The following is a 22,073-nucleotide window of genomic DNA, read 5'->3' as shown; positions in this document are numbered from 1 at the left end:
TCCGCCCAACGCAAAGAACCTTCATGTCCTTCGATTTCAGCAAGCTTCTCTCTGTCGCCTGGGGTGGCTGGACCACGACCTGGCCGACCCAACTGCTCGCCCTGATCTGGCTCGCCTGGCTCGCCAGCTGGGTCGGCGCCTCGTTCTGGCAGGGCCGCACCCAGAAGCAGGTGATGACGCTGGAATCCGGCCGCTATCGCATCCCGATCCTGGTCGGCGGCATACTGTTCACGCCGTGGACCGCGGAAGTGCTGGGTGAAAAGCCGCTCTGGGTGTTCAGCAATACCGGCGTCTACATCGTGGCGCTGATCGTGCTGGCCGGCATCTCGTTCACCTGGTGGGGACGGCTGCATCTCGGCAAGTTCTGGTCCAACACCATCACCCACAAGGAAGACCACCGGGTCGTCGACACGGGTCCCTACGGCATCGTGCGCCACCCGATCTACACCGGCCTGATCGCGGGCATGCTCGCGACCGGCATAGCGGTCGGCACAGTGACTGCGATCCTCGGCGCCATCCTGATCTCGCTCGGCATGTGGCAAAAGGGTCGGATGGAAGAGGTGTTCTTGTCTAAGGAACTCGGCGAAGATGCCTACGGCGCCTATTGCCGCCGCGTGCCGATGATCATCCCGTTCCTGTCGCCGCGGTGAAGGCGAACGCCTGCCTTACCGCTTTTTCTGAACAACGTTACTGCTCATCCCGTCATCCTGAGGTGCGAGGTTTGCGATGCGATGCATCGCGAGCCGAGCCTCGAAGGATGCACGGCCGGAATGTAGCCGGGCCGCTCATCCTTCGAGGCTCCCGGCGCGATGCAACGCATCGCGCCAGTCGCGCCTCAGGATGACGGTGTCGGATGGGGAGCTCGGAACTTTCGCCAGGAACCGCCCCTCCGCTTGCCCGTTACCCCCTCGACACCTGCAACTCCCCGCAGAGCATCGGGCCATGTCGGACGCCTACGATTATTTTCGCGAGCACGCGATTGCCGCCGTCCGCAAGGCGCGGACGCTGCCACCCGGTCGGCCGAAGCAAAAGCAGCGCACGGTGGCGCGGGTCTATCACCTCCTGTCCAAGGAAGCCGCGCTTGCGCCGAACATCCATCATCTCGATGATTTTCGCGCGGCACGGCGGCTCGAGCGGCAAGTCGGCCGTTGATCTCCGGGCAAAGCCCGTCGGCGATCGTCCCATGCAAATTCGGTCGGCTGCCATTCCACGGGAATAGACCCTGGCGATGCACCGCACAGGTTGACGTCTGCCCCGTCAGCCAGTTGGATGCGCGCGCACACAGGGGCTTTCTCATGACTTTTTCGAGCATCTTCGCGCAGTTCGTCGCGTTCATCGGCGGCATCGCGCTGCAATGGCGCAAGGTAACGGGCACCGAGCCCGCGCCGGCCTGGGGCCAGGCGCCCGCCATTCCCGAGGCCAAGCCGCAAGGCGCGATCCCGACGCTGAAGATGCCGACCGCGCGCGGCTGGAGCGAGGGCCACAAGCCGACCGTCGCGCCCGGGCTCAAGGTCAACGCGTTCGCGACCGGCCTCGACCATCCGCGCTGGATCGAGGTGCTGCCGAATGGCGATGTGCTGATCGCAGAGGCAACGCAGATCGCGGGGCCCCCGCGCAACGTGTTTCACTACGCCATGCAGGCGACGATGCGGCGCGCGGCGGCGCTCGGAGTATCCGCCAACCGCATCACGCTGCTGCGCGACAGGGACGGCGACGGCGTTGCCGAGGTTCGCGGCGCCTTCATGGAGAACCTCAACCAGCCGTTCGGCATGGCCCTGGTCGGCGATACCTTCTACGTCGGCAATACCGACGGCGTGATGGCGTTTCCTTACGTCGCAAACGCCGACCGCATCACCGCACCGGGCAAGCGGCTCACCACGTTCAAGCCGAGCGGCCACTGGACGCGCAGCCTGCTCGCAAGCTCCGACGGCAAGAAGCTCTATGCCGGCGTCGGCTCGCTCAGCAACATCGCTGAAATGGGGATGGAGGTCGAGGAAGGCCGCGCCGCGGTCTACGAACTCGATCTCGCCGCCGGCACGCACCGCATTTTTGGCGCCGGCCTGCGCAATCCGGTTGGTTTGGCCTGGGAGCCGAACACCGGCGTACTCTGGACCGTCGTCAACGAGCGCGACGGCCTCGGCGACGAGACGCCGCCCGACTATCTCACCTCGGTGCGTGACGGCGGTTTCTATGGCTGGCCCTATTGCTACTGGGGCAAGACGGTGGACGACCGCGTGCCGCAGGATCCGGCGATGGTCGCCAAGGCGCTTCAACCGGACTACGCGCTCGGCGGCCACACCGCCTCGCTCGGCCTGTGCTGGATGCCCGCGGGCACCCTGCCCGGCTTCCCCGACGGCATGGTGATCGGCCAGCATGGCTCGTGGAATCGCAGCAAGCTGTCCGGCTACAAACTGGTGTTCATCCCGTTCGAGAACGGCAAGCCCTCGGGCCCCGGTCGCGACATCCTGTCGGGCTTCCTGTCCCCGGACGAGAACGAATCCTACGGCCGCCCGGTTGGCGTCGTGATCGGCCCCGACAAGAAGTCGCTGCTGATGGCCGACGACGTCGGCAACGTGATCTGGCGCGTGACCGGCGCGTAAGAACTTTATCTTTTTTGCATGATCTGTTCGGAAAACCGCTTCACACTTTTCCGGATCATGCTCTACGTCCCGACACACAGCGTGGCGCGCTGCTTGCGCAGCAGCGCGATCACGGACAGCGCCGTGATCATCCCGGTCTTGGGATTCTCGGACGGAATGTTCTCGATGCCCATCGAGAACCGCGCCGAATCCGCTTCGACCTCGATGCGATGAACATTGCGCGTCACCGTGGGGTCGGCCCAAACCTGCATCTGGGTGCGATCGGGCCCGATGCCCGCCAGCGACAGCGCAACAGCGACATTGACGTTCGCCGGAAACCCCTTTGCGGCTTCGCGCGCGGAGCCCTCGAATAGCTTGAGCGGCTCGCGCAGATTATCGATGTCGATATTGTTCTGAACGATGAACGGCGCGCCCTTCAAGCCGTCGATAGGCTTGCGCGTCACCATCGTCACGGAATGAATGGTGCCGACCGCGGCGGCGTTGACGGCATCGAGCCCGATCAGCGCGCCCGTCGGCACGATGATGCGGCCGCCATTGGCGCGAGCGAGATCGACGAGATCGAAATTGTCGAGCAGCCCGCCGACGCTGACCACGACCGCGGCCCTGCCGCGCCTCACCGCGGGTTCGACGATCGCGCGCAGCTGGCTGCTGGGCGCGCATTCGACGACGATATCGGCGGCATCGCCGAGCTGATCGATCGGCAAAACTTGCGGCGGGCGGCGCAGGCCGCGGATGAAGGCTTGGTGCTTTGCGGGATCGCGCACGGCCACCGCAGACAGCGTCAGTCCTTCGATGCCCTGGTCGAGCGCAGTGGCGATCTTGGTCCCGATCGAGCCCAGTCCGGCGATGGCAACCCGCAACCCGCTCGACGCATTCTGTTCAATCATCACACCCACCCTTGATCCGGGCTTCCGTCATAGCCCCTCACGCCCCCCGCGCATAGCTGCGCAGGTGCGCCTCGAGCACCGCCAGCATGGCGTCACGGGCCGGATCGCGCGAGCCGCGCAGCCATGCGGCGGCAAGCGGCAGCCGGCCGGCGGGACCACGCTGCTTCAATCTGAGCGGCACGAAGCGCACGCCCGACACCGCCATCCGCGCGGTCCAGCGCGGCACGATCGCAGCGCCGAGCCGGGTTGCCACCAGGTTGAGGATGGTTTGCTTCTCATCCGCGACCTGTACGATGCGCGGCGTCAATCCGGCCTGTTCGAACAGCTTGACCGTGAGATCATGACTGTGCGGGCGCGAGCGGCGGTCGGGCACCAGCATCGCCTCCTCGGCGATATCGGTCAGCCCGATCGACGTTCTCTTGGCCAGCGCATGCCGCTGCGGGAATGCCACGATCGCCGTCTCCTGGAGCAGATCGCGGAATTCGAGCCGCTTGTCCGCACTGGCGGGCGGGCGAACGAAGGCGAGATCGAGCGCACCGGTCAAAATCCTGGGCAGCAGCCGGACGGTCTTGTCCTCCAGGAGCTGCACCGCGATGTCCGGATGCCTAGCGCGAAAATCGCGGAGCAGCGGCGGCAGCAATCCGGCCGCGGCGCTGTCGACGGCCCCAACCCGGAGCCGCCGCGCGGCGCCTGCGCGCGGGCGATTACGCAGATTGCTCTCGACCGCCTCCACCCGAGCCAGGATCGCACGGGCATCGCGCAGCAACGTCGCGCCGTCCTCGGTGAGCGACACCGCACGCGTCGTCCGCGCGAACAGCCGCGTCCCCAGGTCCTCCTCCAGCAACCTGATCTGGCGACCGAGTGCGGACGGCAGCATCTGGAGATGCTGCGCCGCGCGCCCGAAATGCAACTGCTCGGCCGCCGCCACGAAGCATCGGAGCTGATGCAATTCCATTCCGGATCCTATGGTCCCGCCCTACGCCAGCCCGGCCATGACGCGAAGGAAGCTTCAGGGCAACCAAACGCCCACCCCGCATGCGATTGACCTGCGTCTCACCCGACTACGATTATATCATTTTTTTGTATAAACCAGCGCCAATTGAATATGCCCTGCATTCCCATCTAGATTCCTCGATGACGCAGACCGCCAGATGTGCCGGCGCAATCCCTCAAACGGAGCCCTCCCATGCGCACCCATTCGATCGCCGCCATTCCCGCCGACGGCATCGGCCCCGAAGTCATCTCGGCCGGTGTCCGCGTGATGGAGGCTCTCGCAAAACGCAGCGGCGACATCGCCTTCAACGTCACGACGTTCGACTGGGGCTCGGACTACTACAAGAAGCACGGCGTGATGATGCCGGCGGACGGTCTCAGTGAACTTAAAAAGTTCGACGCGATCTATTTCGGCGCCGTCGGCGCGCCCGACGTGCCCGACCACATCACGCTGTGGGGCCTGCGGCTGCCGATCTGCCAGGGCTTTGACCAATACGCCAATGTGCGGCCGACAAAGATCCTGCCGGGCGTGGCCTCGCCGCTGCGCAATGTCGGCGTCGGCGATCTCGACTGGGTCATCGTGCGCGAGAACTCGGAAGGCGAATACGCCGGCATGGGCGGCCGCGCCCACAAGGGCCTGCCGGAGGAGGTCGGTACGGAAGTCGCCGTCTTCACCCGCGTCGGCGTCACCCGGATCATGCGTTATGCGTTCCAGCTCGCGCAGTCGCGCCCGCGCAAGCTGCTGACGGTCGTGACCAAGTCAAATGCGCAGCGCCATGGCATGGTGATGTGGGACGAGATCGCAGCCGAAGTCGCGGCGGAATTCCCCGACGTCAGCTGGGACAAGATGCTGGTAGACGCCATGACGGTGCGCATGACGCTGCATCCGAGGAGCCTCGACACGATCGTGGCGACCAATCTCCATGCCGACATCCTCTCCGATCTCGCCGGCGCGCTTGCGGGGAGCCTCGGCGTGGCGCCGACCGGCAACATTGATCCGCAACGACGCTTCCCCTCGATGTTCGAGCCGATCCACGGCTCGGCCTTCGACATCACCGGCAAGGGCATAGCCAACCCGGTCGCAACCTTCTGGACCGGCGCGCAGATGCTCGAGCATCTCGGCGAGAAGGACGCAGCTGTCAGGTTGATGTCGGCGGTCGAGCGCGTCTGCGCAGCCGGCGTGCTGACGCCCGATGTCGGCGGCAAGGCGACGACGAAGGAAGTGACGGATGCCGTGATCGACGCGATCCAGAGCTCGAATATTTAGACGTCAACGCACGCCGTAGCGCACGAACTCGGCGCCGACCTTGGCCTCGATGAGCTTTGCTGCCGAGACATCGCGGTCGCCAGCCTTGTCGCCCTGGCCGAGCTTGGCCAGCCCCCGTCCGTAGAGCGCGCTTGCCAGATTGGGCGTCAAGCGCAACGCCGAATTGTAGTCGTCGATGGCCGCAGCGAATTGCCCCATCTTCAGATGGATCAGCGCACGAGAATCGTATGTCGCGGCATCGTTCGACCCCAACTGAATCGCACTGTCGCAGTCGTCGAGCCCGGCCTGGAAGTCGCCGCTGACCGCGCGGGTCCAGCACCGTCCGCTTCTCGCCAACCTCGAATTCGGATCGAGGCGGATGGCCTCGTTGAAATCCAGCAGGGCCCGATCATACTGTTTCAATTTGAGATGGGCCGCAGCGCGATTGGCGAAGGCGCTGCCATAACTTGGGTCGCGCCGGATTGCCTCACCGAAAGCCTTGATAGCGTCGTCATACGCGCCCATCCTCAGATAGGCCACGCCGCGATTGTTCAGCGGCTTGACGTAGTCTGGCGCGATTTCGATCGCGCGATCGAAATCGCTGATTGCACGATCGTACTCCGCCGTCGCGGTAAAAGCGTTGCCACGATTGTTGTAGGCCACGGCCAGCGCGGACGGCCTGACATCACCCGAATTGATCAGCGCCGTACAGCCGGCGATCCGGGCTTGCGCCGGGATGCGGTCCCCGCCGTTGCACTGCTCAACCGTCTTGAGCCGACTGCTCTTCTGCGGCTGCTGGGCAGCCGCCAGCGATCCGAGCAACAGCAAGGCGAGAACGGGTGCGACGCTGCCGATGATGGCGGCCCTCATGGTCGTCTCCGTGCCAAGCTTTCAGCATCCTCGGCAGATGTTCAATCTTGGAGCCCTCTCCTGTTCCTGCGGACCCGCCGTGGCGGCGGCGCGCTTCTTGAGCAGTTTGGCCTTGCCCTCTTCGATGAGCGTCGAAAACTTGACCGAGCCGTCATCCGCCATTTCGATATGCGGCGTGGTGCCTCTGATCCCCATCGTCGCAACGGGCGTATCAACTTTCATGTCGCCGGACTTCGCGACCTGACCGGCTACGAATGTGGCAGTTCCCTTGGCCAGATTGAAAAATGCCGCGTTGGACTTGCCGGCCGGCTCGTACACGTACTCGTCCAAAGTCATGTGAGCATTGCTCGACAGATTGAACGACGAACCGTCGTTGAAATTGATGCTGACCCGGCTATCCGCTTCGGTTCGCACCACGTCGCGGAGATACACGACATCGCCGACCTTGGCTTGAGCGGCTTGATCGGGGAGGTTCACCTGCACGAGGGCCGCACCTGTGTGCTCGATCGTGACCGAACCCGTCGCGGCTACGACCTTCCCGATCGGACTTGGCGCAGCTTCCCGAAGGACGGGCTTCACGGGATTTAGTTGAGCCTGCGCGGGCGCAGCGAGACTTGCCGATGCGCAAACGAAACCGGCCATCAATACTGCGATCGTATGCCTGCACATGACCCGCTCCTTCCGAGAAGATCTTGTTCGCGGGGTCGCTCGATCAGAGCTCTGTGAGCCCCAGCAAGCCCGCCAGTTGTGCGTCGAGAGCGGCCCTGAAGACCAGCCTCTACTCTATGCCTTTGATCTTAGCTCCGGGCCCTTTGCCTCGCCACCAAAAGTAAGCTACATTTTGTGCAGTCTAATCGTCAACTTATTGAGAAGAAAGCTGCAGTCAGGTCGAGACGACGCGTCTCGTCTGAGGCTGTCACCGGCTTGGTAATACCCATAGAGGTCAGAATTTTTATCGGTCGTCTTCGGCGTGCAGGCCTGGAATTGCCAGTGCCAAAACCTGCTTTAGTGGCGCAGGCAAAACCGACAAGAAGACTGCGGCATCGCGCCGAACCCGAAGAATTCGGGATGCGAGGCCATTTCCATGTTGGTTGCGTTCGGCGTTGGACCCCGGGACGGAGTCGTCACGACTTCACCTCTCGAGATCATCGGCACAGTCGAGACGACGTTCGGTGACGTCACCCTCACCCGCGATGACGGCGCGACGATTAAGGTCAGTGTTGGCGACCTTGTCTGTCGTAGTGACGTAATAGAGACCGCAGCGGATTCCCAGATCGGAATTCGTCTTCTCGACGACAGCCTATTCAACGTCTTCAGCCAAGCCCGCATCGAACTGCGCGAACTCGCTTCCGAGTCCGACGGATTTTCGCGTTCGACCGTCGTTGCAGTCACCAGCGGAAGCTTCGCATTTGCTGCCGGCCGGCTGGCAAACAGCGGCACCCTTACGATCGACACTCCGCTCGGAAGCGTTCGTGGTCACTCCTACTCAAAAGGGTTCGGCATCCTGACGATCGCGGCGTTGACCTTTTCGATGATGGACAACGCACAAGCAGCAGACCCGGACGCCACCTTCGTGGACGACGATACGATCACTTACAAGGACCTGCAGCACGGTGCGTTCGAGCTCATCACCAAGGAGCCGGTGCCGCGACGCATCATCGTCGATGATCCGGGCGAGACCATCGTCCTGAATAGGATCGGCTCGTCGGTCAGCGTGAGCCAGGTCGCAAACAGCGCAGCTCGCATGGAAGAGTTGCAGGCGGCTCAACGGGACGTACTTGCCAATATCACGCGAGGGGCGACGGGATCCAGCACGCCGCCGTCCAGCAATTCGCCTTCGCTTCAGCACATCAACTTCACGTCGGACAACACGACGAATGCGCCGACGGACCAGCTTCCACCACTGACTCCGATCGAGATCCCCTTGATCGTGCTGCCGCAGCCGACGCTGAGGCTGCCGACGGCACCCATCGAAGTCGATACGGTCGCGTTTGACGAGTTCACCGCGTCAAGCGGTACCTTCGCCGCCAGCAGCCCGTTCGGTGCCGTGCTGACCTATGGTCTCAGCGGAGGGACGGTCGGAACCACGGTCCTGAATGGACTGACATACGATGTTTCACAGACCGGTCCGTATGGCACCCTCTATCTCAATAGCGCATCCGGCGCCTACACGTTCGTTCCGAACAATGCTGCCATCAATGCCCTGACGTCGCCGACGACCGCGAGCTTCGTCGTCACGGTCTCGGGCGACGGGCTCTCGGCGAGTCAGACCTTCAACATCAGCATCCTCGGCGTCAACGACACCGCCACTATCTCGGGCGATGTCAGCGGCGCGGTGATGGAGGCGGGCGCCGTCGTCAATGCGGCGTCGGGCACATCAACCATAACCGGCACGCTCACGAGCACGGACGTCGACCACCCACCCAATACCTTCACGGCGGTCAGTTCGCCGACCAAAAGCACCGGCGGCTACGGGCATTTCACGATGACATCCGCCGGCGTGTGGACCTACACGCTCGACAACAGCAACAGCACGGTGCAGGCCTTGAATGTCGGCGACACCCTGACCGATACCCTGACCGTGACCAGCATTGACGGCACGCCCCAGCGCGTGACGATCACGATCCAGGGAAGCAACGACGCGGCCGTCATCTCCGGCACCACCACCGGCTCAGTCGTCGAGGCGAGCTGCGCTTCGCCCGGCACGCCGATCGCGACGGGCACCCTTGTCGCCACGGACGTCGATGATCCGGTCAGCACTTTCGTGGCGGTCATCTGCCCGGCGGCCAGCGCGCAGGGCTATGGCTTCTTCACGATCACCTCGGCCGGCGCGTGGACCTATAAGCTCGACAACGACAACTGCACCGTGCAGGCACTCAATATCTGCGACACCCGGACCGATCAGTTCACCGTGACGACCGTCGACGATACGCAGCAGGTCGTGACAATTACGATCAAAGGCACGAACGACGCTGCCGTCATTTCGGGCACAAAGACGGGCTCGGTGCTCGAGAGCGGTTGCATTTCCTACGGCAAGCCGATCGCGACCGGCATGCTCGCAGCTACCGACGTCGACAATCCCGCCAACACCTTCACAGCGGTCACCTCGCCCGCAGCGAGCGACGGCGGCTACGGCACTTTCACAATGACCGCGACGGGGCTGTGGACCTATACGCTTGACAACAACAATTGCGTCGTGGACGCACTCGATGTCTGCGATACCCTCACCGACCACTTCACGGTGACGACCATCGATGGCACCACGCAAGAGGTGACGATTACCATCCGCGGCGCCAGCGACGCCCCCAATCATTTCGACTATTTGGCAACAGGAACTACCGTCGTATCCGATCCTCCGTTTGTCTACGGCACCGCTGGAGGCGACGGCAGAGCCGGCGGTGGCAACGTTCCCCAAACCATCTACGGGGACGCCGGCGACGACGCCCTCAACGGCACCGGCGTGAACTCGCGCGAGACGGCAACGCAATCTACGCTCTCCGAACCGCTTTCCGTCTCGCGATCGATGGACGACTTCAGATTTGTCTTCGACCAAACCGCGACCAGCGACAGCATCCATCACAGCGGAATTGGTGCGGGGGGCATGGCGAGGGACAGCCATGCCATGCTGGATGCCCCTTTGACGATGCCGGACGCACTCGTTCCAACCGAGCAGCTTGGCGAGGCCGCGGAGACTCATGGCCGTGCCGGCACCAACAATGCGCTTGATGCGGCCCCGCAGAAGGGAGTCGGGAATGGCGGCGACGCTCAGCCGAATCCCCTTCAAGCGAGCGAACACACTCATGCTCGGTCTGAGGGGCCCGGCAAGTCTCATTCTCAACAGCACTTTGCGGTCGATGGCACACCCGGCTCACACGGAAACTCAAAGGCCAATCCGCACGGCCTGGACGATTGCTTCAACTTCCTGAATCCTGCGATCGAGAGATCGGGCATCACATCCTCGAACGATCTCTCCGAGCCGCGCAATCATCACGAATGCGCGGCAACGGCCGCCGAACGTGGTGGCGCCGCGGCAGCCGCCGACGTTTCGCAACTGAACCATGACGCTCCCATTGCAGGCGGTTTAGCCGGGCACCATGCCCTGCACGATCTCTTGGTGTGATCTTGGTCTGCTGAAGATGCGCATGAGGTTCGCCCGCAAGCGGGAGAAGGAACGTACCTTCTTGGTCTCCTGAGACCGACGTCGCCTATCGCCGCCCAGTCGATGCCGGCGGCGTCGCCATCGCGGCGGCCGGCTCGGGCGGTGTCAGATGGCGCGGGACGATGATGGTCTGGCCCGGGGTGAGCTGGGCGTCTTCCGGCAACGAATTGCTCTGCGCGAGCGACCACAGCGGCACGCGGTTGGCGGCGGCGATGCTCTCCATGGTGTCGCCGCGGCGCACCGGCAGCCGCACGCCGCTATCCCACAATTCGACCAGCGTGTCGCCGGGCACGAGATAACGCAGCGGCACGGCATCGGCCTGGGTCTGCGGTGGGATGCGCGGCAACTGCGTCACCATCTCGACGATCTGGCGATGGATGTCGTCCGACTTCTCGATGTTGATGTGGCTGACGCGCGCGTTCGACTTGAGATCGTAGCTCGCATAATGGCCGCGATAGCCGGGCACCGCCACGACGTCGCCGCCGCCGAGCACGCTGTCGGACAGGAAGATATTGATGAAGCGCTCGACATTGAGCGGCACGTCGCCGGTCGCATGCGCGGGATCGATGGCGATGACGAGGCTGATCGGGATGTTCTCCTTGGCCGCCATCTCGGAGATGACAACCGAGCACAGTCCGCCCATGGAGTGGCCGATCAGCACGATCGGCGCCGCCTTCTCCTTGTAGCTGGAGATGACGCGGTTGCCGATGAACCGGCAAAGCGTGAACTCATAGACGTCAGCGGAGAAGCCGGCCTTGGTCAGCTTCTCGGCGAGCCGGTCCATGCCGGTCGAGAAGATCGGGCCCATCGCACCACGGAACAGATAGATCTTCGGCGGCGGCAACGGCTCGAACGGTGGAGGCGGTGGCGCGGCGGGGACGGCCGCGGTGGGCTTCGTCTTGGCAGGCGCCCCCACGGCCATGCTGCTGCTCAGGACGAGCAGCGCAACCGCTGCCAGCGCGACGGCTCGCCTCAAATCAATCATCGTCCAGCAGTCCCACCACGGGAGGCAGTGGCCTCCCCCAGATTGGCTTGGTGAACACCGATTGGGTGGAATTTGGGGCACGGAACCGAGTTCGTGATGCCCGTCCGGAGGGCCGCTCATTCTGCCTGCTCCCGCATCGTGGCATCAGCTGAACGGAACCCATGGCTCGGCTTCGCAGGCCTCGGAAATGACCGAACTCTGGATTCCCTTGTAGGTGTCATCATCGAAAAAGACCGAATAGGTGGGCCGTCTGCTTGCGGAGGGGCCGCTCTGCCTCAGGCAGGCAAAATACGATCCCGGCCCATGGTCGGTATGACGGACGGCGGACGTCTCGAGTCCCCCGCTCAGCTTGACTTCGGCGGCTCCTTTCCTGACGCCCTCCTTCACCGCCTCGGCGCTGGGCGGGCGCGCAGGATGATAGGCAGGAGGCAGATTTGTGCTCGACGCACACCCCGCCAGCAACAGCGTCAAGACAGCTGCCGAGGCAGCCAGGGAGCTCCGGCGGCCGAAGGCGGAGTTTCGGTCGACGCATGTTGAAGTCGGACGCGACGAGGAACGCAGCCAGATCATTGCGTGAGCGTCTGCCCTGCATTCACCTCGGGCGCTGGCGGCGGGGCCGGACTATTGGTCTCGTTGGCACCGGAATCCGTCCATGCAGGCGGCAGGCCGAGCCCTTGCCCCGCGAAGCCGGTGAGGCCCGGAAACCGCCCGAACGCTTCGCACGCGACATATTTGGGCGCGCCGCCGAACCGCACGGGAATGCTTTCCATCGGAGGCAGCGCGGGGACGCCGCCGAACGGCGACTCTCCGGTCGCGACCAGCTTGGCGAAGTCCGCGCCGAAGTCGGCAGCGAGATCGTAGGCATCGCCTTCATTTGCGACCCGTGCAGAGTTCGAGATGGAGTTGGCGCTGCGCGCCCAGACCATGGCCGCCTTCTGAAATCCTGCAAAATCGCGCGCCTCCGCCTCGACCGACAGGCTGCCCAGGCCGACCGGAAGCCTCGGCACCGGCACGGGCACGCCGGGAAGCGCGACTGTCTTGGCGATCGACAGTGCTTTCGATGCGCCGGAGGCTGTCGGGCTGGTCGGTTTGGCATGCGTCACCGTCGCCTGCACCGTGAGGTCCGCGTCGTCATCGGAGGAGACGATGCGGAAGCGCTCGCTCAAGCGGAGACACAGCTCGCGGCTGATGGCATTGGCGACCAGACGCCGCTCCTTCTCGTTCAGCGCAACGTCGGCGCGCGCGGGAATGACTGTCGATGCGATCCGGATCGTCTTCGCCGCCAGCATGTCCTTCTTGTTCACGCGGATTTGTGATCGCGTGACCAGTCCGTTCGCGTCGGACATTCGGTCGTAGCTCCTGAGCGAGCCGGCCCGTTCGAGCGGCGCGGTCGCACACCCCCCGACCGCGAACGTGACGCACATCAGGGCCGCCCATTTGAAGTGCATGGCCCCGCTCACGCCAGCGCGACTCATTAGAAAAATTACCCGAGTTGTCACCTGGCACCGCCATCCATCATCATAAATAGATGGAACTCTCTAATTTTGATTTTCTCGTGGCGAAACGTTGCTAGAGTGTTGCTGGACCGAGCCTCCACGGGATGAGAGACGTGCACCTTGAGGAAAGTTGACCCCGTCAAGCACGAGCAGAAGCGAAGAGAGATCCTGGACGCAGCGATCCGCTGCTTCATCCGGGACGGCTTCCGCGGCGCCAGCACGACGGACATCTGCGCTGAGGCCGGGATCAGTCCCGGCCACCTCTATCACTACTTCCCGAGCAAGATGGCGATCATCGAGGCCATGATCGACCTTGGTCTCGCGCGTTCTGCGGAGCGCTTCGAAAAGATCCTCTCCGCCCCCGACGTGATCGAGGCGCTGCTCGCCGATATCGAGGAATCCAGCCTGCGACTTCGTCCCGCCCAGATCCTCAACCTGGATGGGCTCGCGGAGGCCGCCCGCAATCCGGAATTCGCCAAGACCATCGAACGACACACCCGTGCGGTGCGCCGCATGTGGGGCGACTTCCTGCGCCGGGCGCAAAGCCAGGGACGGGTGGATCCGGGACTGGACCCTGACGCGACGGCGAACATCCTGATCGCCATCATCGACGGATCCCGCGCAATGCCGATCCGCAATCCCAAGCTGGATATCAAGCAGAGCGCGGCACATCTGAGGACGATGCTCGTCCGCTTCCTGAGGCCGCTCGACGCACGGAGCGTTGCGATCAAGCCCCGCAATCAGAAGACCGGTCGTCCCCTGAGGCTGGTCAGGAAGCGATAGGAGCCCACCCCCAAGGCGCGATGAGATCAGGATGAATCGTCATTGCGCTTTAGGTTGTTGTTCGAGGATGATCCTTTCGGAAAACCGCTGCACACTTTTCCGGATCGTGCCCTAGAGCGGCAGCATTCGGTTCAGCAATTCGAGCAGCGTGCGCTGCTCGGCCTCGGTGAGCGGGACCAGCATCTTCCGATTATAGGGCTCCGTCAGCCTTGCCCCGTCCTGAATGAGCTTTGCGCCCTTCGGCGTGAGCATCAGCTCGACGGCGCGGCGATCAGACTTGGAGCGGTTGCGCTTGATGAGGCCGGATGACTCGAGCTCGTTCAGGATCTTGATCAGGTTTGGCAGGCGCAGCCGGAGCAGGCTGGCGAGGCTGCTCGGCGGCACGCCCGGATTGTCGCGAATGACGGCGAAGATCGCGTAGGTCGCGGGCGTCAGCCCCAATGCGGCGAACTCCTCGTAGAAGCCCTCGAAGAACTTCAGCTGCGCGAGGCGCAGCATGAAGCCGGGCGTCCGCTGGAGAGCGCGCAGGTCCAGCGATTTCTCCGGCTGCTGATTGGACTTCGCTCCGGGTCTTACGGTTTTCGAGCTCATGATCCTCAATCCAAAGGCCGGCCGATTGACTCTCTCGAAAATAGCTATAAAATATAACTATTATTCAGCGGCACCAAGACCGCGCATGGGAGGGACACAATGAACAGCAAATTCCTGCACAAATTGTGCATGTTGGCGGCGATGCTGACGGCCGCGCCGGGATTCGCCCAGGAGGTCGTGAAGATCGGCATCCTGAACGACCAATCGGGTCCGTTCGCGAGCTATCAGGGCATCGGCTCGGTCGTCGCCGCCAAAATGGCGGTCGAAGACTATGGCGGAAAGGCCGCCGGCAAGCCGGTCGAGGTCGTTGCGGCCGATCACCAGAACAAGACCGACATCGGGATCGGTATCGCCCGGCGCTGGTACGAGAACGAGGGCGTCGACGCGATCTTCGACATTCCGAACTCGTCCATCGCGCTTGCGGTGGCCGGCATGAGCGCCGAGAAGAACAAGGCCTTTGTCGGATCGGGTGCCGGAACGGTGCTGCTGACCGGCGAGAAGTGCACGCCGAACACCGTGCACTGGACCTACGACACCTATGCCTACGGGCGCGGTCTCGGCAAGGCGATCGTGCAGCAGGGCGGCAAGAAGTGGTTCTTCATCACCGCCGACTATGCGTTCGGCCATGATCTTGAGAAGCAGGCGGCGGAGGCGGTGAAAGCGTCCGGCGGCGAGGTGCTCGGCAGCGTCCGGCATCCGCTGGGAACCGCCGACTACGCATCATTCCTGCTCCAGGCCCAGGCGTCGGGTGCGAACGTCATCGGCTTCGCCAATGCCGGCGACGATACCATCACCTCGATGAAGCAGGCCGCCGAGTTCGGGCTGACCAAGGACCACAAGCTGGTCGGATTGATCCTCGGCATGAACGGCCTGCCCGCACTCGGGCTGAAGTTTGCGCAAGGCGCGCAGATCATGAATCCGTTCTATTGGGATCTGAACGACGGCACGCGCGCTTTCGCCAAACGCTTCGCCGAACGCATTCCCTCGAAGGCTTATCCGAACGACATGCAGGCCGGCGTCTATGCCTCGGTCATTCACTATCTCAAGGCCGTCGACAAGGCCGGTGGCGCCAAGGACGGCAAGGCCGTGGTCGCGGCGATGAAGGAGATGCCGACTGACGATCCGCTGTTCGGCAAGGGCTACATCCGCAAGGACGGACGCGAGATTCATCCGCTCTACCTCTTGCAGGTCAAGGCTCCCGACGAGTCGACCTCCACCTGGGATCTGCTGAAGGTCGTCGCCACGATCAAGGGAGAGGACGCATTCCGCTCCGAGAGCGATGGTCAGTGTCCCCTCGCGAAGCAATAGCCGCTGGGAGCTGACCATGAGCGGCATTGCATCCAGTCCGGTCGATCCGTTTGCGCCCGACTTCCTGGTGGACCCCTACCCCGCCTATGAGGCGCTGCGCGCGCTCGGGCCAACGTTCGAGCTGGAGCGTTACGACGTGTGGGCCATGGCCGGCTATGCCGAGGTCGAGCCGGCCCTGAAGGACTGGAAGACGTTCATCAGCGGCGAGGGCGTCGGGCTCAATGGGATGAACCCGGCGCTGCCGAAGCCGCTGACACTCCAGATCGATCCACCCGACCACGACAAGGGCCGGCGGGTCCTCGGTCGTACACTGTCTCCGGGCGTCGCAAGGAAGCTGCGCGAGACGTTTCAGCGCGAAGCAGAGAGGAAGGTGTCGGAGCTGATCGACAAAGGCACGTTCGATGCCGTGACCGATCTTGCGGAGGCCTATCCGATGAAGGTGTTTCCGGATGCGATCGGCATCCGGCCGGACGGCCGCGAGAAGCTATTGGCCTGGAGCACGTTCGTGTTCGACAGCTTCGGGCCGGAGAACGAGATACTCGCAGCTTCACGGCAGGAAGGTCTCGCCGCGCAGAGCTGGATCATGGAATGTTGCGCCCGGGACGCGCTGCGGCCCGACAGCCTCGGCATGATGATCTACCAGGCGGCCGACGATGGCGAGATCACCGAGCACGAGGCAACACATCTGGCGCGGCCATTCCTCACAGCGGGAATCGACACCACCGTCAACGGCATCGGCAACACCCTGCTCGCACTCGCTACCCATTCGGATGAATACCGCAAGCTCCACCACAAACCGGAGCTGGCGCGCAACGCTTTCGAGGAAGGCCTACGCTACGATTCACCGGTGCAGACGTTCTTTCGCACCACCTCGCGCGACGTCGAGATCGGCGGCGGCGTGATCCCGGCGCATCGCAAGCTGCTGCTGTTCATGGCCTCCGCCAATCGCGATCCCGCGCGCTGGAACAGGCCCGATCGCTTCGACGTCGAGCGTCCCGCGACCGGGCATGTCGGGTTCGGCGCAGGCATCCATGCCTGCGTCGGTCAGATGATCGCACGTCTGGAAGGCGAATTGATCTTCAGCGAGATCGCAAGGCGCGTGAAGACCATCGAGCTCACGGCAGAGCCGAAGCGCAGGCTCAACAATTCGCTACGCGGGCTTGCGAGCATGCCGGTGCGGGTGACAGCAGCCTGACTGCATCGCATGTGGCGCTGCCGTCGGTCACTGCCGGCTCTTGAGCCGGCTGCGATGCGCGGCCTGCTTGGCGCGGTTGCCGCAGATCGCCATGGTGCACCATCGCCGCGCGCGCCTCCGGGTGTGGTCCGCGAACAGCATGGTGCAGTTATGGCCCTCGCACGCCTTCACATCGGAAAAATCTTCCTCGCAGACAAATTTCGCCAGGGCTTCCCCGATCGGCAGCAGCAGGGATTCGGGTGATCGCCAGCGCCGCATCCTTTGCAGCGCAAGACCGTCCCCCTGCTCACCGCGGCGCGGCACGATCTGCCGGAACGCCTCATCGCGCTCCAGGACGCTGTTCAAAGGGCCAAGCTCATCCAACGCCTTCGCAGTGAGCGGCCGTCCGGCATGCTCCAGAACGAAGCCGCGAAACCACTCGCGCAAGGCACGGACCTGACCGGCCACCTTGTCGAGCTCGCCCGGCGTTGCGCGCGCCGTCAGCGCGTCCAGCTCATCCGCCGGCGCCAGCTTCGCCTGTGCCAGCCAATCGATCAGACCCTCGCCATCGTCGAGCCAATCGACGGGCGTATCGAGCGGTGTCGCCACCGAGTTGAGGAAATCAAGCCCGAGCGAGTCGGCGATAAACATGGCGGGCGGGCGGTCCATGAGCGGTCCTTGGGCGATCGGAAAGCTGCGATCTAAGTAACCACTAAAATTTCGATTGACAAGTTACGAAAGTAACCTCAATAATTCCAATTAACAGGTTACTGCAGCAATGGAGACGGCGATGATCTCGACCACCTACCGCACCGCAGACGTCGACGGCTTCAAGGTGTTCTATCGCGAGGCCGGTCCAGCCGACGCGCCCAAGCTCCTGCTGCTGCACGGCTTCCCGAGCGCCGGCCATATGTTCCGCGACCTCATTCCGCTGCTCGCAGACCGGTTTCACATCGTGGCGCCGGACCTTCCCGGTTTCGGCCAGTCCGACATGCCCTCGCGCGAGAGCTTCCGCTACACCTTCGACAATGTCGCGCAGGTGATCGACCGTTTCACCGAGGTGATCGGCTTCGACCGCTTCGCCGTCTACGTCTTCGATTACGGCGCGCCGACCGGCTTCCGGCTCGCGCTGCGCCATCCCGAGCGCATCACGGCCATCATCTCGCAGAACGGTAACGCCTATGAGGATGGCCTCAGCGACGGCTGGACGCCGATCAAGGCCTATTGGCAAGACCCTTCAGCGGCCAATCGCGAGGCGCTGCGCGCCTTCCTCACGCCGGAGGCCACGCGCTGGCAGTACACGCATGGCGTCCCTGATCCAGCCGTGGTGTCGCCGGACGGCCAGAACCTCGATAATTTCTATCTCGCGCGCCCCGGCGCCGACGACATCCAGCTCGACCTGTTCGGCGACTACAAGAGCAACGTCGCGCTCTATCCGGCATTCCAGGGCTATTTCCGCACCCACAAGCCACCATTCCTGGCGGCCTGGGGCAAGAACGATCCCTTCTTCATCCCGCCCGGCGCCGAGGCGTTCAAGCGCGACAATCCCAACGCGGTGGTGCAGTTCTTCGACACCGGCCATTTTGCGCTGGAGACGCATGCGAAGGAGATCGCGGAAAGCATTCGCGCGTTCTTGAAGTAACGGACCGCGGCGATTGCCGCACGCCTGCGAAAGTCGCTAGTTCCGTGCCGGCGCCGCTGCCGCCGCCGAGTGCGAGGACCGCGGCGCACGAGGCTCGGCGACCGGAGCTGCCGGTGCACGCGAGCGCATGATCGCGGCGTCGATCTCGGCGATGACGCGGCGCTGGATCGCCTCGTTCTTGTCGATCGAGATGTGACCCACGCCGGTGCCGCGAACGTCGACATTGTCGAGCTTGCCGCGCAGACCCGCTGCGGCCCGCACCGGCTCGCCGGGACCGTCGCCGATATAGATGTTGATGTAGCGCTCGGCGCCGGTCGAGAGCCTGGTCTTGAATACGGAGTCGAGGCCGATCGCGAGCTTCACGGGAACGCCGAGCTGGTTGAGCTTGGCGATCATGTCCGGCAGCGCGGTCGCGCCGGAGGAGTGGCCGACCAGAATGATGGTCTTGAGGCGGCCGGCCCTGTAGGCGGCAGCCGCTTCATCGGCGAGCGAGGACCAGGAAACGAAGTTGGCGACGGTCACCGGGATGCCCTGCGCCTGGAGCCGGGCACCGATCGTGTCGAGCCCGAGCGAGAAGATGTTGAGCACGCCACGAAGCAGGTAGACATGCGTGGTCGCGACCTGAGCCTGGCTCGGCGCGGCCTTGGCGCCGGTCGGGCTGACGACAACTGCTGACAGGAGAAGCAGGCCCATCGCCCACATGCGGAGGGCGGACAACTGGCTGGCGCCGGCGGTGTGACGGCCGTTCGGTCTCATCGATCTTTTCCCCGGGGACAATACGCGTCGCGATTGGGTGGAATCGTAGCCACGGCCTGCTCGCAGACGCAACAAAGAGCCTCGTGAGCGACAATCTTAGCAGCAGGCCGTGACCATCGCGCAACACCTGGCCGGAACCTGCCACCGAAGGACCTGTTTTGAGACCATTTTTCTCCCAGCAATTGCGACCGAGCAGGGGCGCTCCTATCTCAGGGCTCCGCTGACCCGCCCTTCCCGGCAGGTTCCAGCCTCCCTCCCCCAACCTTTGCCCCTCAGCCTTGCGGCCATCATGTCCTCCATCATTTCCCTCGCCAATCTGTCGAAGACCTATGGGTCCGGCTTCAAGGCGCTCAAGAACGTCAATCTCGACATCAAGCGCGGCGAGATTTTCGCGCTGCTCGGGCCAAACGGCGCGGGCAAGACCACGCTGATCTCCATCGTCTGCGGCATCGCCAATCCGAGCGAGGGCCGCGTCCTCGTCGGCGGCGAGGACATCCAGACCTCCTACCGCAAGGCGCGCTCGCTGATCGGCCTCGTGCCGCAGGAGCTGCACACCGACGCCTTCGAGAGCGTATGGGCGACCGTAAGCTTCTCCCGCGGCCTGTTCGGCAAGCCGAAGAACCCTGATCATATCGAGAAGGTCCTGAAGGACCTCTCGCTGTGGGACAAGAAGGACAACAAGATCATCACGCTCTCCGGCGGCATGAAGCGGCGCGTGATGATCGCCAAAGCGCTGTCGCACGAGCCGCAGATCCTGTTCCTGGACGAGCCGACCGCCGGCGTCGACGTCGAGCTGCGCAAGGGCATGTGGGAGGTGGTGCGCGGCCTTCAGCAGTCCGGCGTCACCATCATTCTCACCACGCACTACATCGAGGAAGCCGAGGAGATGGCCGATCGCATCGGCGTCATCAACAAGGGCGAGATCGTGCTGGTCGAGGACAAGACGACCCTGATGCAGAAGCTCGGCAAGAAACGGCTGACGCTGCATCTGCAAGGCAGGCTCGACGCGCTGCCGGAGAGCCTCGGGCATTACGAGCTCGAGCTCTGCGACAACGGCGCGACGCTGGTGTACGATTACGACACCAAGGGAGAGCGCACCGGCATCACCAGCCTGCTCGGCGATCTCCGCACGGCCGGCATCCGCTTCAACGATCTCGACACGACGCAATCGTCGCTCGAGGACATCTTCGTCGATCTCGTGAGGACGTCATGAATCACCGCGCCATCCGCGCCATCTATTTGTTCGAAATGGCGCGCACCTGGCGCACGCTGCTGCAAAGCATCGTCTCGCCGGTGGTCTCGACCTCGCTCTATTTCGTGGTGTTCGGCGCCGCGATCGGCTCGCGCATCAGCCAGGTCGAGGGCGTCAGCTACGGCACCTTCATCGTGCCGGGCCTGATCATGCTCTCGGTGCTGACACAGAGCATCGCCAACGCCTCGTTCGGCATCTACTTTCCGAAATTCACCGGCACGATCTACGAGATCCTGTCGGCGCCGATCTCCTATTTCGAGATCGTGCTCGGCTATGTCGGCGCGGCCGCGACCAAGTCGATCATCCTCGGCCTGATCATCCTTGCCACCGCCGGGCTTTTCGTTCCGTTGCATATTCACCATCCGGTCTGGATGCTCACCTTCCTGGTGCTGACGGCGGTGACGTTCAGCCTGTTCGGCTTCATCATCGGCATCTGGGCCGACGGCTTCGAGAAGCTGCAGATGATCCCGATGCTGGTGGTGACGCCGCTCACCTTCCTCGGCGGCAGCTTCTATTCCATCGACATGCTGCCGGCCGGTTGGCGCACGGTGGCGCTGCTCAACCCGGTCGTCTATCTGATCTCCGGCTTCCGCTGGAGCTTCTACGAGATTGCGGATGTCAGCGTGTCCGTCAGCATCGGCATGACGGTGGCGTTCCTGGTGATCTGCCTGGCGACCATCTGGTGGATCTTCCGGACCGGCTACCGGCTGAAGAATTGATAGAGATACGTAGCCCGGATGGAGCGTAAGCGTAATCCGGAACGGGCATAGCTTCCAGGCAACAGCGACCCCGGATTGCGCTTCGCTCCATCCGGGCTACCGCCACGTCACCGGTAGCAATGGAAGTGATGATACCCGTCATAATACCCGCGGCAGCCGTGGCGGTAATGACGGTGGGGAATCCCGAACACGCCCTCGACCGCACCGACGGCGCCGCCGACACCGGCACCGACGACGCCGCCAACTGCGCCGCCTACGGGACCTGCAATCCGATTGCCTTCATAAGAGCCTTCCTGGGCTCCGCGCACGATGCCCTGGGCGTGACCGGCTTGCGGCAGCGACAACAGCGCGAGCAGGATGGCGGCGGCTGCGAACAGCAGCCGGAGGGGCAGACCGACCGGCAGGGCTGCGGCGACGATACGAGCTTTGTTCATCTTCAGTCCCAAGGAAAATAAAAGGAGCAAACGGGGCGGACGCCGCCGTCGAGAGTTGCCACGATCAACGCCCGAAGCGGCCAAATGGTTGCGCCTTTGTGACGAATTGTCGGCGTTGTGAACGCGCGTCCGGCTCGCGAAAATGTCAGCGCCGCCGCAGCCTGCGCGGCACAAAGCG

Annotated in this window: 21 protein-coding genes; 11 read left to right on the top strand and 10 right to left on the bottom strand. The window is 63.7% G+C overall.

What is annotated here, in order from left to right; genetic code table 11:
- Window positions 1-23: 23 nt before the first annotated feature.
- The 3 genes from NLM27_RS01990 to NLM27_RS01980 all read left to right on the top strand — a co-directional run bounded on the left by NLM27_RS01990 (window position 24) and on the right by NLM27_RS01980 (window position 2,600).
- Entirely contained in the window at window positions 24-650 is a 627-nt protein-coding gene (locus NLM27_RS01990) for an isoprenylcysteine carboxylmethyltransferase family protein (protein ID WP_254141742.1), read from the top strand.
- 292 nt (window positions 651-942) lie between these two features.
- Complete coding sequence (locus NLM27_RS01985; RefSeq protein WP_254141741.1) at window positions 943-1,152, top strand: hypothetical protein; 210 nt, start codon at window positions 943-945, stop codon at window positions 1,150-1,152.
- Window positions 1,153-1,295: 143 nt separating this feature from the next.
- Window positions 1,296-2,600: a sorbosone dehydrogenase family protein gene (locus NLM27_RS01980; protein ID WP_254141740.1), complete on the top strand. Its 1,305-nt coding sequence runs from the start codon at window positions 1,296-1,298 to the stop codon at window positions 2,598-2,600.
- Window positions 2,601-2,662: 62 nt separating this feature from the next.
- On the opposite strand, the gene NLM27_RS01975 is transcribed toward NLM27_RS01980, so the two are convergent.
- Window positions 2,663-3,487 (bottom strand): aspartate dehydrogenase, encoded by an 825-nt coding sequence (locus NLM27_RS01975; protein ID WP_254141739.1) that lies wholly within the window; start codon window positions 3,485-3,487, stop codon window positions 2,663-2,665.
- A gap of 37 nt (window positions 3,488-3,524) precedes the next feature.
- Window positions 3,525-4,442, bottom strand: coding sequence for a LysR substrate-binding domain-containing protein (locus NLM27_RS01970; RefSeq protein WP_254141738.1), 918 nt, complete (start codon window positions 4,440-4,442; stop codon window positions 3,525-3,527).
- Window positions 4,443-4,673: 231 nt separating this feature from the next.
- Between NLM27_RS01970 and NLM27_RS01965 the strand changes: the two genes are divergently transcribed.
- A complete protein-coding gene (locus tag NLM27_RS01965) occupies window positions 4,674-5,747 on the top strand; it encodes a tartrate dehydrogenase (RefSeq protein ID WP_254141737.1) in 1,074 nt (357 codons plus the stop codon).
- Window positions 5,748-5,750: 3 nt separating this feature from the next.
- Here the strand turns inward: NLM27_RS01965 and NLM27_RS01960 are convergent, their stop codons facing one another.
- Both NLM27_RS01960 and NLM27_RS01955 read right to left on the bottom strand, forming a co-directional pair.
- On the bottom strand, window positions 5,751-6,596 hold the full coding sequence (locus NLM27_RS01960) for a tetratricopeptide repeat protein (protein ID WP_254141736.1): 846 nt from the start codon (window positions 6,594-6,596) through the stop codon (window positions 5,751-5,753).
- A gap of 21 nt (window positions 6,597-6,617) precedes the next feature.
- On the bottom strand, window positions 6,618-7,265 hold the full coding sequence (locus NLM27_RS01955; RefSeq protein ID WP_254141735.1) for a FecR domain-containing protein: 648 nt from the start codon (window positions 7,263-7,265) through the stop codon (window positions 6,618-6,620).
- 415 nt (window positions 7,266-7,680) lie between these two features.
- On the opposite strand from NLM27_RS01955, the gene NLM27_RS01950 reads away from it, so the two are divergent.
- Complete coding sequence (locus tag NLM27_RS01950) at window positions 7,681-10,716, top strand: VCBS domain-containing protein (protein WP_254141734.1); 3,036 nt, start codon at window positions 7,681-7,683, stop codon at window positions 10,714-10,716.
- An 85-nt stretch (window positions 10,717-10,801) separates the two neighbouring features.
- Here the strand turns inward: NLM27_RS01950 and NLM27_RS01945 are convergent, their stop codons facing one another.
- Both NLM27_RS01945 and NLM27_RS01940 read right to left on the bottom strand, forming a co-directional pair.
- Complete coding sequence (locus tag NLM27_RS01945; RefSeq protein ID WP_254141733.1) at window positions 10,802-11,740, bottom strand: LysM peptidoglycan-binding domain-containing protein; 939 nt, start codon at window positions 11,738-11,740, stop codon at window positions 10,802-10,804.
- A 566-nt stretch (window positions 11,741-12,306) separates the two neighbouring features.
- Complete coding sequence (locus NLM27_RS01940) at window positions 12,307-13,164, bottom strand: DUF3313 domain-containing protein (protein WP_375142311.1); 858 nt, start codon at window positions 13,162-13,164, stop codon at window positions 12,307-12,309.
- A 192-nt stretch (window positions 13,165-13,356) separates the two neighbouring features.
- Here NLM27_RS01940 and NLM27_RS01935 point away from each other — a divergent pair, with 192 nt between their 5' ends.
- Entirely contained in the window at window positions 13,357-14,019 is a 663-nt protein-coding gene (locus NLM27_RS01935) for a TetR/AcrR family transcriptional regulator (RefSeq protein WP_254141731.1), read from the top strand.
- Between the two features lie 111 nt (window positions 14,020-14,130).
- Here NLM27_RS01935 and NLM27_RS01930 read toward each other — a convergent pair whose 3' ends face one another.
- Window positions 14,131-14,610 carry a MarR family winged helix-turn-helix transcriptional regulator gene (locus tag NLM27_RS01930; protein ID WP_254141730.1) on the bottom strand — a complete coding sequence of 160 codons (480 nt, stop codon included), beginning with the start codon at window positions 14,608-14,610 and terminating at the stop codon, window positions 14,131-14,133.
- Between the two features lie 99 nt (window positions 14,611-14,709).
- On the opposite strand from NLM27_RS01930, the gene NLM27_RS01925 reads away from it, so the two are divergent.
- Together NLM27_RS01925 and NLM27_RS01920 are read left to right on the top strand one after the other, a co-directional pair.
- The gene (locus tag NLM27_RS01925; protein WP_254141729.1) at window positions 14,710-15,918 is read left to right on the top strand and encodes an ABC transporter substrate-binding protein; all 1,209 of its coding nucleotides are present in this window, start codon (window positions 14,710-14,712) and stop codon (window positions 15,916-15,918) included.
- Window positions 15,919-15,934: 16 nt separating this feature from the next.
- The gene (locus NLM27_RS01920) at window positions 15,935-17,113 is read left to right on the top strand and encodes a cytochrome P450 (protein ID WP_254141728.1); all 1,179 of its coding nucleotides are present in this window, start codon (window positions 15,935-15,937) and stop codon (window positions 17,111-17,113) included.
- Between the two features lie 27 nt (window positions 17,114-17,140).
- On the opposite strand, the gene NLM27_RS01915 is transcribed toward NLM27_RS01920, so the two are convergent.
- On the bottom strand, window positions 17,141-17,761 hold the full coding sequence (locus NLM27_RS01915; protein ID WP_254141727.1) for an ABATE domain-containing protein: 621 nt from the start codon (window positions 17,759-17,761) through the stop codon (window positions 17,141-17,143).
- Between the two features lie 121 nt (window positions 17,762-17,882).
- Between NLM27_RS01915 and NLM27_RS01910 the strand changes: the two genes are divergently transcribed.
- Entirely contained in the window at window positions 17,883-18,734 is an 852-nt protein-coding gene (locus NLM27_RS01910; RefSeq protein WP_254141726.1) for an alpha/beta fold hydrolase, read from the top strand.
- A gap of 36 nt (window positions 18,735-18,770) precedes the next feature.
- On the opposite strand, the gene NLM27_RS01905 is transcribed toward NLM27_RS01910, so the two are convergent.
- The gene (locus NLM27_RS01905; protein ID WP_254141725.1) at window positions 18,771-19,490 is read right to left on the bottom strand and encodes a hypothetical protein; all 720 of its coding nucleotides are present in this window, start codon (window positions 19,488-19,490) and stop codon (window positions 18,771-18,773) included.
- A gap of 289 nt (window positions 19,491-19,779) precedes the next feature.
- Here NLM27_RS01905 and NLM27_RS01900 point away from each other — a divergent pair, with 289 nt between their 5' ends.
- On the top strand, window positions 19,780-20,703 hold the full coding sequence (locus tag NLM27_RS01900; RefSeq protein WP_254141724.1) for an ABC transporter ATP-binding protein: 924 nt from the start codon (window positions 19,780-19,782) through the stop codon (window positions 20,701-20,703).
- Window positions 20,700-21,461 carry an ABC transporter permease gene (locus tag NLM27_RS01895; protein WP_254141723.1) on the top strand — a complete coding sequence of 254 codons (762 nt, stop codon included), beginning with the start codon at window positions 20,700-20,702 and terminating at the stop codon, window positions 21,459-21,461. The genes NLM27_RS01900 and NLM27_RS01895 overlap by 4 nt, the downstream gene beginning before the upstream one ends.
- 107 nt (window positions 21,462-21,568) lie before the next feature.
- Here the strand turns inward: NLM27_RS01895 and NLM27_RS01890 are convergent, their stop codons facing one another.
- Complete coding sequence (locus NLM27_RS01890; protein ID WP_254141722.1) at window positions 21,569-21,895, bottom strand: hypothetical protein; 327 nt, start codon at window positions 21,893-21,895, stop codon at window positions 21,569-21,571.
- Window positions 21,896-22,073 lie beyond the last annotated feature (178 nt).

The sequence above is a fragment of the Bradyrhizobium sp. CCGB12 genome (assembly GCF_024199845.1).
Taxonomy (GTDB): domain Bacteria; phylum Pseudomonadota; class Alphaproteobacteria; order Rhizobiales; family Xanthobacteraceae; genus Bradyrhizobium.
Note: the sequence above shows the minus strand (reverse complement) of the source record. Positions and strands in the feature narration are given on the sequence as shown.